The 14,383-nt window shown below is 70.3% G+C and carries 20 protein-coding genes and 1 pseudogene; 14 read left to right on the forward strand and 7 right to left on the reverse strand.

Annotated elements, in window-relative coordinates:
- Positions 1-16: 16 nt before the first annotated feature.
- Positions 17-727, reverse strand: a complete 711-nt coding sequence (locus ACLJQ7_RS21230; protein WP_034321224.1) for a FadR/GntR family transcriptional regulator — start codon at positions 725-727, stop codon at positions 17-19.
- A gap of 106 nt (positions 728-833) precedes the next feature.
- On the opposite strand from ACLJQ7_RS21230, the gene ACLJQ7_RS21235 reads away from it, so the two are divergent.
- The 3 genes from ACLJQ7_RS21235 to ACLJQ7_RS21245 are packed head-to-tail and all read left to right on the forward strand — an operon-like array spanning position 834 to position 2,982.
- Positions 834-1,136 carry an L-rhamnose mutarotase gene (locus tag ACLJQ7_RS21235; RefSeq protein ID WP_125674275.1) on the forward strand — a complete coding sequence of 101 codons (303 nt, stop codon included), beginning with the start codon at positions 834-836 and terminating at the stop codon, positions 1,134-1,136.
- The gene (locus ACLJQ7_RS21240) at positions 1,133-2,104 is read left to right on the forward strand and encodes an aldo/keto reductase (RefSeq protein ID WP_410649946.1); all 972 of its coding nucleotides are present in this window, start codon (positions 1,133-1,135) and stop codon (positions 2,102-2,104) included. The genes ACLJQ7_RS21235 and ACLJQ7_RS21240 overlap by 4 nt, the downstream gene beginning before the upstream one ends.
- Positions 2,101-2,982, forward strand: coding sequence for an amidohydrolase family protein (locus ACLJQ7_RS21245; protein WP_410649947.1), 882 nt, complete (start codon positions 2,101-2,103; stop codon positions 2,980-2,982). Before ACLJQ7_RS21240 ends, ACLJQ7_RS21245 begins: the two co-directional genes overlap by 4 nt.
- A gap of 81 nt (positions 2,983-3,063) precedes the next feature.
- Here the strand turns inward: ACLJQ7_RS21245 and shbA are convergent, their stop codons facing one another.
- The 4 genes from shbA to ACLJQ7_RS21265 all read right to left on the reverse strand — a co-directional run bounded on the left by shbA (position 3,064) and on the right by ACLJQ7_RS21265 (position 5,199).
- Positions 3,064-3,720, reverse strand: a complete 657-nt coding sequence (shbA, locus tag ACLJQ7_RS21250; protein WP_233621370.1) for an RNA polymerase sigma factor ShbA — start codon at positions 3,718-3,720, stop codon at positions 3,064-3,066.
- 250 nt (positions 3,721-3,970) lie between these two features.
- The gene (locus ACLJQ7_RS21255; protein ID WP_410649948.1) at positions 3,971-4,273 is read right to left on the reverse strand and encodes a DUF202 domain-containing protein; all 303 of its coding nucleotides are present in this window, start codon (positions 4,271-4,273) and stop codon (positions 3,971-3,973) included.
- A complete protein-coding gene (locus ACLJQ7_RS21260; protein ID WP_410649949.1) occupies positions 4,270-4,620 on the reverse strand; it encodes a YidH family protein in 351 nt (116 codons plus the stop codon). The genes ACLJQ7_RS21255 and ACLJQ7_RS21260 overlap by 4 nt, the downstream gene beginning before the upstream one ends.
- A 123-nt stretch (positions 4,621-4,743) precedes the next feature.
- Positions 4,744-5,199, reverse strand: a complete 456-nt coding sequence (locus ACLJQ7_RS21265; RefSeq protein WP_410649950.1) for a GtrA family protein — start codon at positions 5,197-5,199, stop codon at positions 4,744-4,746.
- Between the two features lie 172 nt (positions 5,200-5,371).
- On the opposite strand from ACLJQ7_RS21265, the pseudogene ACLJQ7_RS21270 reads away from it, so the two are divergent.
- Positions 5,372-5,572: pseudogene (locus tag ACLJQ7_RS21270) on the forward strand (hypothetical protein); the annotation flags it as partial.
- Positions 5,573-5,668: 96 nt separating this feature from the next.
- On the forward strand, positions 5,669-5,980 hold the full coding sequence (locus ACLJQ7_RS21275) for an iron-sulfur cluster biosynthesis protein (RefSeq protein WP_410649951.1): 312 nt from the start codon (positions 5,669-5,671) through the stop codon (positions 5,978-5,980).
- An 11-nt stretch (positions 5,981-5,991) separates the two neighbouring features.
- Here ACLJQ7_RS21275 and ACLJQ7_RS21280 read toward each other — a convergent pair whose 3' ends face one another.
- Together ACLJQ7_RS21280 and ACLJQ7_RS21285 are read right to left on the reverse strand one after the other, a co-directional pair.
- Positions 5,992-7,122 (reverse strand): glycerate kinase, encoded by a 1,131-nt coding sequence (locus tag ACLJQ7_RS21280; RefSeq protein WP_410649952.1) that lies wholly within the window; start codon positions 7,120-7,122, stop codon positions 5,992-5,994.
- Positions 7,119-8,084 (reverse strand): 2-hydroxyacid dehydrogenase, encoded by a 966-nt coding sequence (locus ACLJQ7_RS21285; protein ID WP_410649953.1) that lies wholly within the window; start codon positions 8,082-8,084, stop codon positions 7,119-7,121. Before ACLJQ7_RS21285 ends, ACLJQ7_RS21280 begins: the two co-directional genes overlap by 4 nt.
- 158 nt (positions 8,085-8,242) lie before the next feature.
- On the opposite strand from ACLJQ7_RS21285, the gene ACLJQ7_RS21290 reads away from it, so the two are divergent.
- The 9 genes from ACLJQ7_RS21290 to pcaC all read left to right on the forward strand — a co-directional run bounded on the left by ACLJQ7_RS21290 (position 8,243) and on the right by pcaC (position 14,247).
- On the forward strand, positions 8,243-8,488 hold the full coding sequence (locus ACLJQ7_RS21290; RefSeq protein WP_410649954.1) for a hypothetical protein: 246 nt from the start codon (positions 8,243-8,245) through the stop codon (positions 8,486-8,488).
- 17 nt (positions 8,489-8,505) lie between these two features.
- Positions 8,506-8,874 carry a hypothetical protein gene (locus ACLJQ7_RS21295; protein WP_410649955.1) on the forward strand — a complete coding sequence of 123 codons (369 nt, stop codon included), beginning with the start codon at positions 8,506-8,508 and terminating at the stop codon, positions 8,872-8,874.
- 112 nt (positions 8,875-8,986) lie between these two features.
- Positions 8,987-9,796, forward strand: a complete 810-nt coding sequence (locus tag ACLJQ7_RS21300) for a CoA transferase subunit A (RefSeq protein WP_410649956.1) — start codon at positions 8,987-8,989, stop codon at positions 9,794-9,796.
- Entirely contained in the window at positions 9,793-10,587 is a 795-nt protein-coding gene (locus tag ACLJQ7_RS21305; protein WP_410649957.1) for a CoA-transferase subunit beta, read from the forward strand. The genes ACLJQ7_RS21300 and ACLJQ7_RS21305 overlap by 4 nt, the downstream gene beginning before the upstream one ends.
- A complete protein-coding gene (locus ACLJQ7_RS21310; RefSeq protein ID WP_410649958.1) occupies positions 10,584-11,762 on the forward strand; it encodes a thiolase family protein in 1,179 nt (392 codons plus the stop codon). The genes ACLJQ7_RS21305 and ACLJQ7_RS21310 overlap by 4 nt, the downstream gene beginning before the upstream one ends.
- Positions 11,763-11,791: 29 nt before the next feature.
- The gene (gene pcaH, locus ACLJQ7_RS21315; protein WP_410649959.1) at positions 11,792-12,526 is read left to right on the forward strand and encodes a protocatechuate 3,4-dioxygenase subunit beta; all 735 of its coding nucleotides are present in this window, start codon (positions 11,792-11,794) and stop codon (positions 12,524-12,526) included.
- On the forward strand, positions 12,526-13,074 hold the full coding sequence (gene pcaG / locus ACLJQ7_RS21320) for a protocatechuate 3,4-dioxygenase subunit alpha (protein WP_410649960.1): 549 nt from the start codon (positions 12,526-12,528) through the stop codon (positions 13,072-13,074). Before pcaH ends, pcaG begins: the two co-directional genes overlap by 1 nt.
- A complete protein-coding gene (gene pcaD / locus ACLJQ7_RS21325; RefSeq protein ID WP_410649961.1) occupies positions 13,067-13,846 on the forward strand; it encodes a 3-oxoadipate enol-lactonase in 780 nt (259 codons plus the stop codon). The genes pcaG and pcaD overlap by 8 nt, the downstream gene beginning before the upstream one ends.
- The gene (gene pcaC, locus ACLJQ7_RS21330) at positions 13,843-14,247 is read left to right on the forward strand and encodes a 4-carboxymuconolactone decarboxylase (protein ID WP_410649962.1); all 405 of its coding nucleotides are present in this window, start codon (positions 13,843-13,845) and stop codon (positions 14,245-14,247) included. The genes pcaD and pcaC overlap by 4 nt, the downstream gene beginning before the upstream one ends.
- Positions 14,248-14,383: the final 136 nt, after the last annotated feature.

Genomic DNA, 14,383 nt, shown 5'->3' on the forward strand with positions numbered 1-14,383 from the left:
CGGGAGGGGTGCTGTGTCAGGAAGCTTCGGCGGCCGTGGTGGGGTCGTCGGCGGTGCCGAGGGCGTTGCGGAGCCACTGCTCGACGCCCGCCACGTGCACGGTCGCCCACGAACGCGCGAGTTCGGGCTCGCGGGCCGCGATGGCCTCGTAGATCGCCGTGTGCTGCTCGCGGGTCTTCGCGACGGCGCCCTCCTGGGTGAGCCCGCGCCAGATGCGGGCCCGCGCGGTGGGGCCGGACAGGCTGTCCAGCAGCGAGCACAGCACCGGATTGCCGGAACCGTCGGCGATCTTGCGGTGGAACTGCAGGTCGTTCGCGACCAGCGCCTCCACCGTCGGCGAGTCGGCCAGTTCGTCGAGAAGGCGGCCTAGTTCCTCGATGTCCTCGTCGCTCATGTGCATCGCGGCCAGCGCCGTCGCCGCCGGTTCGAGGATCCGGCGCACGGCGAGGAAGTCCAGCACGGTGTCGTCGCGGTGGAAATCCACCACGAAGGTCATCGCGTCGAGGAGGAGATTCGGTTCGAGGCTGGTGACGTACGTCCCGTCGCCCTGGCGGACGTCGAGCACGCGGATCAGGCACAACGCCTTCACCGCTTCGCGCAGCGAACTGCGGGACAGGCCGAGCCGCTGGGCCAGTTCGGCCTCCTTCGGCAGCCTGTCGCCCGGAGCAAGCTCGCCGGAGATGATCATGTCCTTGATCTTGTCGATCGCGACATCGGTGACCGGCATGTTCCACCGCCCTCCCCGAAGACCTCGGATGTTTGAGTGTCAGTTGACAGAGTGCCATGTTTCGAGTTGAGGAGGCGCGGTGACCCACGGTGTCGCACTACAAAGAGTGGCACTCCACACCCGGCTGAAGCCGGGCAAGGAGGCCGAATACGAGTCGGTCCACGCCGTTATCCCGCCTGAGCTGGACGAAGCCCTGCGCGGTGCGGGTGTGCGTTCGTGGCGGATCTGGCGGGACGGGCTCGACCTGTTCCACGTCGTGGAGGTCGAGGACTACGCGAAGATGCGCGCGGTCCTGCGCGATCACCCGGCCAACATTCCGTGGCAGGCGCGGATGTCGGAGCTGCTCGACGTCGAAGACGACTACTCGGGCGGCGATTCGGGGCTCGGCCTCGTCTGGGAGCTTCCGTGACGATCCCCCTGTCCCCGCTGGGGCTCGGCTGCGCGCAGCTGGGCAACCTGTACCACGCCATCACCGACGAGACCGCCGAAGCGACCGTCCGGCAGGCGTGGGACGAAGGCATCCGCTACTTCGACACCGCCCCGCATTACGGTCTCGGGCTGTCGGAACGGCGGCTGGGCGCGGCGCTTTCGGCGTATCCGCGCGCGGATTTCGTGGTCTCGACGAAGGTCGGCCGCGTGCTGGAACCCGATCCCGAAGGCGCTTCGCGCACCGACTCACAGGGTTTCGTCGTTCCCGCCGCGTACAAACGCAGGTGGGACTTCAGTCGCGACGGGATCCTCCGGTCGCTTGAGGACAGTCTGGAGCGGCTGGGGCTCGACCGCGTCGACGTCGTCTACGTGCACGACCCGGACGAACACTTCGAGGACACCGTCGGTGGCGCGTTCCCCGCGCTGCTCGAACTGCGGGAGCAGGGTGTCGTAGACGCCATCGGGGCCGGGATGAACCAGGCGCCGATGCTCACCGAGTTCGTCCGCCGGTTCGACCTCGACGTGATCCTGCTGGCGGGCCGGTACACCCTGCTCAACCAGCCCGCGCTCGACGACCTCCTCCCGCTGTGCGCGGAACGCGGTGTGGACGTGGTGGCCGGCGGGGCGTTCAACGCCGGGATCCTCGCCACCGCGTCGCCTGGCACGATGTACGACTACGCCGAGGCTCCCGCCGAACTGGTCGAGCGCGCCCAGCGGATCGCCGACGTCTGCGAGCGGCACGGCGTCGAACTCCCGCAAGCCGCGCTGGCGTTGCCCGCCGCGCATCCGTCGGTGGTGTCCGTCGTCGTCGGCGCGCACGATCCCGGCCAGGTGCGGCTCAACGCCGAACGGTTCCGGCGCCCGGTGCCGCGCGAGTTGTGGACGGACCTGATCCGTGCGGGACTGTTGCGTGAGGACACCGTGCTGCGACAGGAGGAACGGGCGTGATCGACGCGCACCATCACCTTTGGGATCCCGCACGACGGGACTACCCGTGGATGACCGGCACGGCACTGGATCCGATCCGCCGTCCGTACACAGTGGACGATCTCCGCGCGGTGACCGAGGCGGCCGGGGTGAAGGGGACCGTGCTGGTGCAGACGGTCTCATCGGAGGAGGAGACGCGCGAGTTCCTGGCGGCGGCTCGGGCCGAACCGCTCGTCGTGGGCGTCGTCGGCTGGACCGACCTCACCGCGCCCGACGTCGTCGAGCGCGTGGCCTCGTTTTCCGGGCCGTTGGTGGGGATCCGGCATCAGGTCGAGGACGAGCCGGACCCGTCGTGGCTGACGCGGCCCGAGGTCCTGCGCGGTCTCGCCGCCCTCGGCGAGGCAGGGCTGGCGTACGACCTGCTGGTGAAACCACCGCAACTCCCCGCCGCGCTCGCCGCCGCGAAAGCGTTGCCGGACCAGATTTTCGTGCTCGACCACGCCGGGAAGCCGCCGATCGCCACGGGCGAATGGCAGCCGTGGGCGGACGGTGTCGCGGCTTTGGGGGAGCTGGACAACGTGTACTGCAAGCTTTCCGGGCTCGTGACCGAGGCGGACTGGGCGCGGTGGAAGGTCGGGCAGCTGGCGCGCTGGGCCGAGCACGTCCTGGAGTCCTTCGGGGCTTCGCGGCTGATGTTCGGCTCGGACTGGCCGGTCTGCGAGCTCGCGGCCGCGTACGAAGTCGTCGTGGACACCGCTTTTTCGCTGACGGGCTCGCTGAGTGACAGCGAACGGCTGGAGTTCTTCGACGGCACGGCGCGGCGGGCCTACCGCCTCCAATCACGTGAGTTCCGCTTTCGAACACGCGAGTCACGAGATACGACGAAAACCCGGCTGTGAACCGGGAAAGGACGAAGTGGGCGGCGCGGGGTCCGGGCGCCTGAGCCGCCGGTCGATGACCTGCGGCAGGAGGAGAAAAGATCAGAACTCGTCCTGCTTGACCATCGTCCGCAGGCGGGCCAGTGCGCGGTGCTGCGTCACGCGCACGTTGCCTGCGGAGATCCCGAGCGCCTCGGCCGTTTCGGCGGCGGACAGGCCGACGGCGATGCGGAGGGCGAGGATCTCCTGCTGCACCCGCGGGAGGGTGGAGAGCAGGCGGCTGAGCCGGGCACCGAGGTCCAGGTGCAGGGCGTGGGTTTCGGGTTCGTTGTCGCCGATGGGCCGTTCCGGCAGTTCCGGGACCGGTTCCGACCGGTCGCGGGAGACCGCGCGGTAGGCGTCGGCGACCTTGTTGGCGGCGATGGCGTGGACGAGGTAGAGGAACGAACCGCCGCGATCCTGGTAGCCGGGCAGCGCCTTCAGCACCGCCATGCACACTTCCTGCGCGACGTCGTCCGCCGACAGGTAGGACAGGTCGCGGCCGCCCATTCTGGCGCGGCAGTAGCGGACCACGACGGGACCGATCATCCGGAGGAGGGACTGGATCGCGGCGGGATTGCCGTCGCCCGCGTCCTTGACGAGGGGATCGAGGTCCTCCTTCGTCAGCCGTCCGCCCGGTCGAGGCAGGTTCTCCGGAGTCGTGTATCCGGGGACCGCATCGGGGGTGACGGTTCTGGACGCACTGGAAGTGGCTTGCATGGTCGTCCTCCCCGGCCGACCCTGAGACCGTCGCTGTCGAGGGGTCAACACTCCGTAACGATTGAGGGCGGCAGATGCTCCGTAAGATCAGATCCACCTGCCGCCGTTGCGACGCAGCGTAATCGTAGGCGTCGATCGGACGGCAGTAAAGATTTCAACTAGAGATAGCCCATTCGCCGGAGTCGGCTTAATACAACCGAGACTCTGCGTCGGGAAAACGGCCTTCGGCGTCGCAGGATGTGCGCGGCGGTTAGCGCACCGCGATCAGTGCGACCGCCGTCGCTACGACGAGTGCCGATGCCGTGACAGCAAGGACTCTGTTAAGAGGTTTCGGGGTTCCCGGACGGCGCAGTGCTCGTTCACGGATCGCCCCGGCGACGACGAAGGTGATCACCATGGCGCCCGCGAACGCGACCGGGACGACCGCCGTCCCCCAGTCCCGCCGGGCCGCGGCGTGCAAGAGCAGGAGTGTGCAGGCAGTAGCCGCGAGCGCGGTCCGGCGCCAAGCGAGCCCGGTCCGTTCCGCTTGCGCTCCGTGATCGCGTCGGCTCACGAAAAGATCACCAGCGCCGCCGCCGTCAGGGTGATCGCGAGGATCCCGGCGGTCAGCAGGACCAGCATCCCGCTCTTCGGCAGCGGCCGTCCCGCGCGCATCGCGCTCTGCACCTGCCGCCAGCGTGGATACGCGCTCGCCGCGACGACGGCGGCCAGCACGACGCACAGTCCCGCCAGGACGGTGCTCAGCGCGCTCGGATCGGGAACCAGCTGGTGGACGGCGACGCCGCCGGCCAGCAGGCCCAGCGCCGTCCGGAGCCAGGCGAGGAAGGTCCGTTCGTTGGCGAGGGTGAATCGGTAATCGGGTTCGGAGCCGCCGTCCTGCGGGCTGTTGATCTCTGCCACGCGAAGAGACTAGGCGGTCTCCGGCCGACCTGCGCGCGGTCTTCGCGCCCAGGTCATCCCCGCCCGCACCGCCAGGAACCACCTGCATCACGAAGCCCCTCGCGCAGGCCGGCCGGACAACGCCTAGGCGTTCCGGCGCGCGAAGACCCACCAGCGAAGGACCGCGAAGCGCGCGATGCCGCCCACGACGCTGGCCGCGAGCAGGGCGCCTGTCTGTTCCAGTGCGGTCGGCTCGGTGATCACCGCGTCGAGTGACGCGAGCACGATCGAGCCGTACGCGGCGTAGAAGGCGAAGGTCACCAGATCCTGGAAATGCCGTTTGCCCGCATTGCTCTCCCGGGTGGCGAAGGTGACCCTGCGGTGGAACTCGGTGTTCCCGACGGTCGTGACCGCGAGTGCGACCAGATTGGCGAACTGGGGGCCGAGGATCGGCTGTAGGACAAGGAAAAGCACCGCCTGCAGGCCGGTGGCGGCGACGCCGGCCACGACGTACCAAGCGGCATGGTTGCCGAGTTCGTGATGCCGCTCCGGCGCGCGCCGGATGATCCGGTGCCCTGGCGCCCACCTGGTGGTGGTCATACCGACGACGCTACTCCTCATTTCACAAACTTGTGAAGCTAATGAACCACCTGAGAAATTGTGATCCCCGCGACAGCGTGGCCGTTTGGCCTGCGGAGACGTCGGGTAAGCCACAGGGACCGGGTCGAGTACAGCACGGCCCGGCTGACGTCCGACCAGGAGGGAGCGGCCGATGAGCGACCGTGAGACAGCGGAACCGGAAACGTTGGATCCCAGCGAGGCACTCGACGAAGACGAACTCCGCGTCGACCCGCTCGAAGAGGGTGTCGAACCACCCGAGCACTGGAGCGGGGCAGACCGTTTCGGGACCACGCCCGCCGAGATCCGCGAAGGGGAGTCGCACACCATGCGGCTGGCCGAGGAGGAGCCGGACGTCGGCGAGAAGTGATCTTCACTCAGACGGCGGGCCATGCCGACAGCCCCTAGCGTGGTCGGTCAAGTGCAAGACCGCGACGAAGGAAGGGCAGAGATGCTGACAGTCACCGAAGCCGCCGCCGAGGCGATCACCGCACTGACCGGACAGGAGAACGGACAGGACGGAGGCGGCCTGCGGTTCGCGATGCACTCGCAGCAGGGGGACAGTCCCCAGCTCGCGGTTTCCGTCGCCCCCGAACCGGAGACCGGCGACAAGGTCCTCGGCGCCGACGGCGGCCCGAAGGTATTCTTGGAGCCCGAAGCGGCCGCGTTGCTCGACGACAAGGTGCTCGACGTCCAGCAGGACGAAACCGGCGAAGCCGCCTTCGCCGTACTCCCGCAGGCTCAGCCCCAGCCTGGCAGCTGAGCCCGGCGGGTTCAGGCTTGAGACCGGGCCCAGGTGCGGACCAGCTCACCGGCCCGCTCGCGCAGGAGTTCCGCCGCGTGCGCACGCGCGTGGTCGAGCGAAGGCGCGTGGTCGATCAGGGCGGCGCTGCCCACGACCCCGAGGCCGGCGAGCTGGCTCTGGTCCAGCTGGATCCGTCCGGCCAGCACCATCAGCGGCACCGCGTGCTCCTGCGCGCGGGCCGCGATGCCCGCCGGGGCCTTGCCGTCGAGACTCTGCTCGTCCAGTGAGCCCTCGCCGGTGATGACGAGGTCGGCGCGTTCGATGGCGCCGGCGACCCCGGTGAGTCCGGCGATGAGCTGGAAACCGGATTCGACGCTGGCGCCGAGCCCCGCGATCGCCCCGGCGGCCACCCCGCCACCCGCGCCCGCTCCGGGAAGATCGGAGACATCGGGGGTCCCGGCGTTCCGCAGCGCCTGTGCCCAGCGGGACAGGGCTTCGTCCAGTTGCTCGACCTCGCGCGGGCCCGCGCCTTTCTGCGGGCCGAAGATCGCGGCCGCGCCACGGGGCCCGAGCAAGGGATTCGTCACGTCGGTGGCGACGGCGACTTCGACGGAGCCGAGCCGTTCGCGCGCCGGGCCGAGTTCGGCCAGTGCGACACGGCCCAGCGTGCCGCCGCCGAGTCCGACCGGTGAGCCGAACGCGTCGAAGACCCCGGCGCCCAGTGCCGCCAGCATCCCGGCGCCGCCGTCGGTGCTCGCCGTTCCGCCGACCGTCAGCACCAGGCGCCGCGCGCCGTTGTCGAGCGCGTGCGCGAGGAGTTCGCCGACGCCCCAGGTGTGCGCGGCCAGCGCCACTTCCGGGCTCGGCTCCACGAATTCGATGCCGCACGCGCGGGCCGATTCGATGTAGGCCGTTCCGTCGAGCGTCACGTAGCGCGCGTCGACGGTGTCGTCGAGCGGCCCGCGGACCGGGAGTTCCACGAGACGGCCGCCTGCCGCGACGAGGACGTCGAGCGTTCCTTCGCCGCCGTCGGCGACCGGGCAGGAGGAGACCTCGGCTTCGGGCAGCGCGTCGCGGACGCCGTGGGCGATCGCCGCCGCGGCCTCGACCGCGGTCAAGCTTCCCTTGAACTTGTCGGGCGCGATGACCACACGAGTCATGGACGAACCTCCGTCAGCGGGTTTCCGCCGGTGAGCACCGACGCGACGTTCTCGGCCGCGAGCACGGCCATGGCGGTACGGGTCTCGACGGTCGCCGATCCCAGATGCGGCGTCAAGACGACGTTTTCACGGTTCAGCAGCCGCGGTTCGACCTCGGGTTCGGCCTCGAACACGTCGAGGCCCGCTCCGGCGATCTCGCCGGTTTCGAGCGCGTCCGCCAGCGCGGCTTCGTGGACGACGGGGCCGCGTGTGGTGTTGATCAGGTACGCGTCCGGCTTCATCGACTTCAGCGCGTCCGCGTCGACGAGATGCCGGGTCTCCGGCGTGAGCGGGCAGTGCAGCGACACGACGTCGGAACTTCGCAGCAGTTCGCCGAAGGGCACGTACTCCGCGCCCAGGGTTTTCTCGACGTCTTCGGCGGCCCGCGATCGTCCCGAGTAGACGATCCGCATGCCGAAACCGAGCGCCCGCCGCGCGACCGCCTGCCCGATCTGGCCGAGCCCGACGATCCCGAGCGTCTTGTCCTGCAGCGAGGAACCGAGCAGGAACCCCAGATGGAACGACCACGGGGTACGCGAGCGGATCAGCCGTTCGCCCTCGCCGAGCCGCCGGGTGACCGCGAGGATCAGCCCGAACGCCAGATCCGCGGTGGCATCGGTGAGCACACCGGGAGTGTTGGTGACGGTGACCCCGCGCTCCGACAGCGCCGCGACGTCGACGTTGTCGTAGCCGACGGCCACGTTCGCCACGACCTTCAATCCGGGACCCGCCGCGTCGGCGACCTCGCCGTCGAGCCGGTCGTGCAGCATGCCGACGATCGCGGACGCGCCATGGACGAACTCGAGCAGTTCGTCCCGCGTCAGCGGCCGGTCGGCGCGCGAGAGTTTCACCTCCCCGGCTTCGGCGAGCACTTTCCGCGCTTCGTCGGGGATCCACCGGGTCACCGCGATCTTCGAGGTCACGTCGCCAGCCTAGTGCGCGGCAGTTGGTATCCCAAATGTGGAAATCCCCGCGATGAGGGAGGCGCTTCCCCTACGCGGGGGAGTCGTCACCGCCGGGTGCGCCGGGATGCTGATGAGTGCGGAAAGGCTCCGCGAGCAGGGGATTCCAGGGGTGGAACATGAAACAATCACGAGAACTCGCCGTCGTCGGTGCCGCGATGGTCCTCGCCACGACACTCGTCGCGGCAGGCCCGGTGTCCGCCGCCGAAGAGGGCAAGGGGAAGCCGTCCGAACCGAGTCTGGTCGGCGCCGCGAAGATGCTGCGCAAGGACGGCCAGGACGTCCGGTTCGCCTTCGACGCGCACGGTCTCTTCCCGGACAGTCCGGCGACCACCGCACCCGCGCGCGGGAGGCCTACTTCCTGACACTCGCCGAGCAACTCGTGCGGACCAGCGCGCTGCCGCTGATGCTGACCGGCGGCGTGGCCCGCAGGCCGGTCGCGGAGGAAGTGCTGGCGAGCGGCGTCGAACTCGTCGGCATGGGCAGTGCTCTCGCCGTCGATCCCGGACTGCCCGCCAGGTGGCGGCACGACCGGGACGCCAAGGTGGACCTCCGGCCGATCCGGATCGCGGACAAGGCCGTCGCGTCCGCCGCGAGCATGGCCCGCGTCCGGCGGCAGTTGCGGCGCCTCGGCGCGGGACGGCCGACGAAGCCGGGCATCGACCCGAAGCCGGCGCTCGTGGTGGAAACGGTGCTGCAGGCCGTCGCGCTTCGCCGGTACCGCACCTGGCTGCGCGGTCGCGCCGGCTGATCCGGATTCGCCGGGTCGAAGCAGTGCCACGACCGGCCCGCCTGTGCTATGTTCATATGCAGAACATGTGTGCGCGATCCGAACACGCGCTTCGAACGAGCCGGGAGTGGGGATGGCTGAGCTGCTGTCGTTGAAGGAGGCCGTGGCACGGCTGGTGCACGACGGGGACACCGTCGCGCTCGAGGGCTTCACGCACCTCATCCCCGTGGCCGCCGGCCACGAGATCATCCGCCAGCGCCGCACCGGCCTGACGCTGGTCCGCATGACCCCGGACATCGTCTACGACCAGCTCATCGGCGCGGGCTGCGCGAGCAAGCTGATCTTCTCGTGGGGCGGCAACCCCGGAGTCGGCTCGCTGCACCGGTTCCGCGACGCCGTCCAGCACTCCTGGCCGGTACCGCTGGAGATAGAGGAACACAGTCACGCGGGCATGGCGAATCGGTACGTCGCCGGCGCTTCGGGCCTGCCGTTCGCCGTCCTGCGCGGGTACACGGGCACCGATCTCGCCGCGCAGACCGACACGATCAAACCCATCACCTGCCCGTTCACCGGTGAGCGACTGGCCGCCGTCTCCGCCCTCAACCCGGACGTGACGATCGTGCACGCCCAGCGCGCCGACCGGTCCGGCAACGTCCAGATCTGGGGCATCACCGGCGTGCAGAAGGAGGCGGTGCTCGCGGCGAAGCGATCCTTGGTCACCGTCGAGGAGATCGTGGACGAGCTGGAGCCGCGGCCGGGCGCGATCGTGCTGCCGTCGTGGGCCCTCACCGCCGTGGCCGAGGTTCCCGGCGGCGCGAGGCCGTCGTACGCGGCGGGGTACTACGAACGGGACAACGACGCCTACCAGGAATGGGACGCGATCGGCCGGGACAGGGAGAGCTTCACCCGCTGGCTCGGCGAGCTGACGGGAGTGAAGGCATGACCGAGTACACCTCCGACGAGATGATGAGCGTCGCCGCCGCTCGCGCGCTCGGCGACGGGATGTCCTGTTTCGTGGGCATCGGCCTGCCGAGCACGGCCGCCAACCTGGCCCGCCGCGGGCACGCGCCGAATCTGACGCTCATCTACGAATCCGGTTGCCTCGGCGCCAAACCGAGCAGGCTCCCGTTGTCCATCGGCGACGGCGAACTCGCCGACACCGCGGACGCCGTGGTCAGCGTCCCCGAGGTCTTCAACTACTGGCTCCAGCCGGGCCGGATCGACGTCGGCTTCCTCGGCGCCGCCCAGCTGGACAAGTTCGGCAACATCAACACCACCGTCATCGGCCCGGACTCCGCTGACGAGTCCTCGGCGGCAACGAGCACCTCGAACTACGCCAACCCCAAGGTGCGTCTCCCCGGGGCGGGTGGCGCCCCGGAGATCGCCGCCTCCTGCCGCGAGGTGTTCGTGGTGCTCCGGCAGAGCACCCGCACGTTCGTCGAGAAGGTCGACTTCGTGACCTCGTTCGGTCACGGCGCCGGCAAGGGCGATCGCGAGCGCCTCGGCCTCCCCGGGGCCGGGCCGACGCTGGTGGTCACCGACCTCGGCCTGATGCGGCCCGACCCGGAGACCGCCGAGCTCACGCTGACCGAGCTGCACCCCGGGGTCGAGGTCGATCAGGTCGTCGCGGCGACCGGGTGGAAACTGAAGGTGGCAGGCGACCTGGGAACCACCCCGGCGCCGACCGAGGCAGAACTCCGCATCCTCCGAGACCTCACAAGGGCGAGCGCATGACCGACGTCTTCCTGTTCGACGCCATCCGTACCCCGTTCGGCAAGTACGGCGGCGCCCTGTCCGGGGTCCGCCCGGACGACCTTGCCGCCACCGTCCTGCGGGCGCTGGCCGAGCGCAACGACCTCGACCCGGCCACCGTCGACGAGGTGGTGCTCGGCGACGCCAACGGCGCCGGCGAGGACAACCGGAACGTCGCGCGAATGGCGGCGCTGCTCGCGGGCTGGCCGACGACCGTGCCCGGTGCCACGGTCAACCGCCTGTGCGGATCCGGTCTCGACGCCGTCATGCAGGCCAGCCGGTCGGTCCAGGTCGGCGACGCCTCGCTCGCCGTCGCGGGCGGGGTCGAGTCGATGAGCCGCTCGCCGCTGGTCATGCAGAAACCGGAGAAGGCCTTCCCGGCGGGAAACCAGACGCTGTACTCCACCGCGCTGGGCTGGCGCATGGTCAACCCGAAGATGCCCGAGCAGTGGACGATCTCGCTCGGCGAGTCCACCGAGCAGCTCGCCGAGCGCTACGGCATCGGCCGCGACGAGCAGGACGCGTTCGCCGTCCGCAGTCACGTCAACGTCGCCCGCGCCTGGGACGAGGGGTTCTACGACGGCCACGTCGTCCCCGTCGAGGGAGTCGAACTCACCCGCGACGAAGGCATCCGGCCGGATTCCAGCCCGGAGAAGCTCGCGAAGCTGAAGCCGGTATTCCGTCCACAAGGGACGGTCACGGCCGCGAACGCGTCCCCGCTGAACGACGGCGCCTCCGCGCTGCTGCTCGGTGACGAGGCGGCCGGGAAGCGGCTCGGCAAGGCGCCGCTGGCCCGGATCGCCGGCCGGGGCGCGGCGGGCGTCGACCCGGACGTCTTCGGCATCGGCCCGGTGCGCGCGGCCGAGATCGCCCTGGAGCGCGCCGGAATCGGCTGGGAGGACCTCGCGGCCGTGGAACTGAACGAGGCCTTCGCCGCGCAGTCGCTGGCCTGCCTGCGGGACTGGTCGAGACTCGACCCGGAGATCGTCAACGTGAACGGCGGCGCGATCGCGATCGGGCATCCGCTGGGCGCCTCCGGCGGCCGGATCCTCGGCACGCTGGCCCACCACCTGCGCCGCACCGGCGGCCGGTGGGGCCTGGCCGCCATCTGCATCGGCGTCGGCCAGGGGCTGGCCGTCGTCCTCGAAGCCCAGTGACACCCGCTGACCCGCGCTGGGGGGAAACCATGTCCGCACCCGCAGAACTGAGGCTCCCGCGCTACCGGCGCGATCCCGACGGCACGCATCCGCCGCTCGACTACGCCGGCTACCGGTCGACGGCGCTGCGGCATCCCAAAGAGCCGTTGATCGTGCTCCCGCATCTGCTGACCGAGGTCACCGGTCCCGCGCTCGGGCCGGGCCGGATCGGCGAATTCGACAACGACCTCACCCAGGGGCACGCGGGAGAGCCGCAGGGCCAGCGGATCATCGTCACCGGACGGCTGCTCGACGGCGACGGGCGGCCGATCCGGGATTCGCTCGTGGAGATCTGGCAGGCGAACGCGGGCGGCCGGTACCGGCACACCGGCGACCGCTGGCCGTCGCCGCTCGACCCGAACTTCGACGGCGCGGGCCGGACGCTCACCGACTCCGAGGGGCGCTACACGTTCACCACCATCAAACCGGGCGCGTACCCGTGGAAGAACCACGACAACGCCTGGCGGCCGGCGCATATCCACTTCTCCGTGTTCGGCAGCGCGTTCACCCAGCGGCTGGTCACCCAGATGTACTTCCCGGAAGACCCGCTGTTCTCGCAGGACCCGATCTTCAACTCCATCCCGGACGAGAAGGCACGGCAGCGGATGATCGCGCGCTTCGACCTCGACCGCACGGAAGCCGAGTGGGCGCTGGCCTTCCAGTTCGACATCGTCGTGCGCGGCCGCGAGGCTTCGGTCTTCGAAGACGAGGAGGACGAGCACTGATGCCGGAGACGACGCCTTCCCAGACCGTCGGCCCGTACCTGTCCATCGGCCTGCCCTGGCCGGACGGGCCGGACGTCGTCCCCGCGGACGAACCCGCCGCGATCCTGATCCACGGCCGCGTCCTCGACGGGGCGGGCGAACCCGTCCCGGACGCGATGATCGAGACCTGGCAGGCCGACGCCGACGGCCGGTTCGACCACCCCGACGACCCGCGCGGAGCCGTCGACGGCGGGTTCCGGGGTTTCGGCCGCTGCCCCACCGATCCGGGCGGCAACTACGAGATCCGGACGATCAGGCCCGGTTCGCTGCCCGGTCCGGCGGGCAGTACGCAGGCCCCGCATATCGACGTCTCGGTGTTCGCCCGCGGGCTCCTGCACCGGGTGGTCACCCGGATCTACTTCGAGGACGACGACAACTCCGGGGATCCGGTGCTGGCGTCGGTCCCGGAAGCCCGCCGCGGCACCTTGGTCGCCGCCAAGGACGGCGACGGCTACCGGTTCGACATCCGGTTGCAGGGCGAGGGAGAGACGGTGTTCTTCGATGTCTGAGCCGGTGGAGGTGCACAGCGTCGCGGAAGGGCCCGCGGACGGCCCTGTCGTGGTGTTCAGCGGATCGCTCGGCAGCGATCACCGCATGTGGGATCCTCAGGTGAAACCCTTGGTGGAGCGGGGTTTCCGGGTGATCCGGTACGACAGTCGCGGGCATGGCGCGTCACCCGTCCCGCCCGGGCCCTACACCCTCGCGGATCTCGGCGGCGACCTGCTCGCACTGCTCGACGAGCACGGTGCCGAGCGTGCCCATGTCGTCGGGCTCTCACTCGGCGGGATGACCGGGATGTGGCTGGGCGTGAACGCGCCGGACCGGATCGCGAGCCTCGTGCTGTGCTGCACGTCCGCGAAGCTCGGGCCGCCGAGCATGTGGGCGGACAGGGCCGAGACGGTCCGGGAGAAGGGCACCGCCGCGGTCGCCGAGACCGGGGTCGGCCGCTGGCTGACCGCCGGTTACACCGCCGCCCACCCCGAGCGGGCCGGGTACCTGCGCGAAATGATCGCAAACGTCCCCGCCGAGGGCTACGCGTCCTCCTGCCAGGCCATCGAAAAGATGGATCTCGTCGGCGATCTGCCCAAGATCGCGGCGCGGACCCTGGTGATCGCCGGGGCCGAGGATCCGGCCACCCCGGTCGAACACGCCGAGGTGATCGCGGGCGGCATCCCGGACGCGCGGCTCGAAGTCGTCGAAGGCGCCGCGCATCTGGGGAGCTTCGAACAGCCCGAGCGGTTCACCGCGTTGATCCTCGAACACCTGGAGGCCGCCCGATGACCGACGACACCTACGAGACCGGCATGAAGGTGCGCCGCGAGGTCCTCGGGGACGAGCACGTCGATCGGGCGGTCGCCCGCACCACCGAGTTCAGCCGCCCGTTCCAGGACTACATCACCCGGGGCGCTTGGGGATCGGTCTGGTCGCGTGACGGGCTGGACCGCAAGACCCGCAGCTGCGTCACCCTGGCCGCGCTCACCGCGTTGCACGCCCACGACGAGCTCGCGATGCACGTCCGCGCCGCCGTCCACAATGGACTCACTGCCCAGGAGATCTCCGAGGTCCTGCTGCACACCGCCGTTTACACGGGCGCCCCCGCGGCCAACACCGCGTTCGCCGTCGCGCAGCGGGTCCTGGCCGAACTCGGTGAGCCTGCCGCCCAGGAAAAGGGAGGCCGCTAGGCCGCGTCCTGTACGTCCGTCCGCGGTCTTCGCCGCCCAGGCGGCCCCTGGCGATACGGGCGGATGCGGCCGAGTACGACCCGGTACGAGGCCGATCCGCCCGCACCGACGGGAACCACCTGGATCACGAAGCCCA

It is taken from the genome of Amycolatopsis sp. cmx-4-54 (genome assembly GCF_046548895.1).
Taxonomy (GTDB): domain Bacteria; phylum Actinomycetota; class Actinomycetes; order Mycobacteriales; family Pseudonocardiaceae; genus Amycolatopsis.

Bases quoted from the DNA above. Each gene is read 5' to 3' on its own strand.
- ACLJQ7_RS21230 (WP_034321224.1), bottom strand. From the start codon at position 727: ATGCCGGTCACCGATGTCGCGATCGACAAGATCAAGGACATGATCATC.
- shbA (WP_233621370.1), bottom strand. From the start codon at position 3,720: ATGCAAGCCACTTCCAGTGCGTCCAGAACCGTCACCCCCGATGCGGTC.
- ACLJQ7_RS21265 (WP_410649950.1), bottom strand. From the start codon at position 5,199: ATGACCACCACCAGGTGGGCGCCAGGGCACCGGATCATCCGGCGCGCG.
- ACLJQ7_RS21275 (WP_410649951.1), top strand. From the start codon at position 5,669: ATGCTGACAGTCACCGAAGCCGCCGCCGAGGCGATCACCGCACTGACC.
- ACLJQ7_RS21280 (WP_410649952.1), bottom strand. From the start codon at position 7,122: ATGACTCGTGTGGTCATCGCGCCCGACAAGTTCAAGGGAAGCTTGACC.
- ACLJQ7_RS21290 (WP_410649954.1), top strand. From the start codon at position 8,243: ATGAAACAATCACGAGAACTCGCCGTCGTCGGTGCCGCGATGGTCCTC.
- ACLJQ7_RS21300 (WP_410649956.1), top strand. From the start codon at position 8,987: ATGGCTGAGCTGCTGTCGTTGAAGGAGGCCGTGGCACGGCTGGTGCAC.
- ACLJQ7_RS21305 (WP_410649957.1), top strand. From the start codon at position 9,793: ATGACCGAGTACACCTCCGACGAGATGATGAGCGTCGCCGCCGCTCGC.
- ACLJQ7_RS21310 (WP_410649958.1), top strand. From the start codon at position 10,584: ATGACCGACGTCTTCCTGTTCGACGCCATCCGTACCCCGTTCGGCAAG.
- pcaH (WP_410649959.1), top strand. From the start codon at position 11,792: ATGTCCGCACCCGCAGAACTGAGGCTCCCGCGCTACCGGCGCGATCCC.
- pcaG (WP_410649960.1), top strand. From the start codon at position 12,526: ATGCCGGAGACGACGCCTTCCCAGACCGTCGGCCCGTACCTGTCCATC.
- pcaD (WP_410649961.1), top strand. From the start codon at position 13,067: ATGTCTGAGCCGGTGGAGGTGCACAGCGTCGCGGAAGGGCCCGCGGAC.
- pcaC (WP_410649962.1), top strand. From the start codon at position 13,843: ATGACCGACGACACCTACGAGACCGGCATGAAGGTGCGCCGCGAGGTC.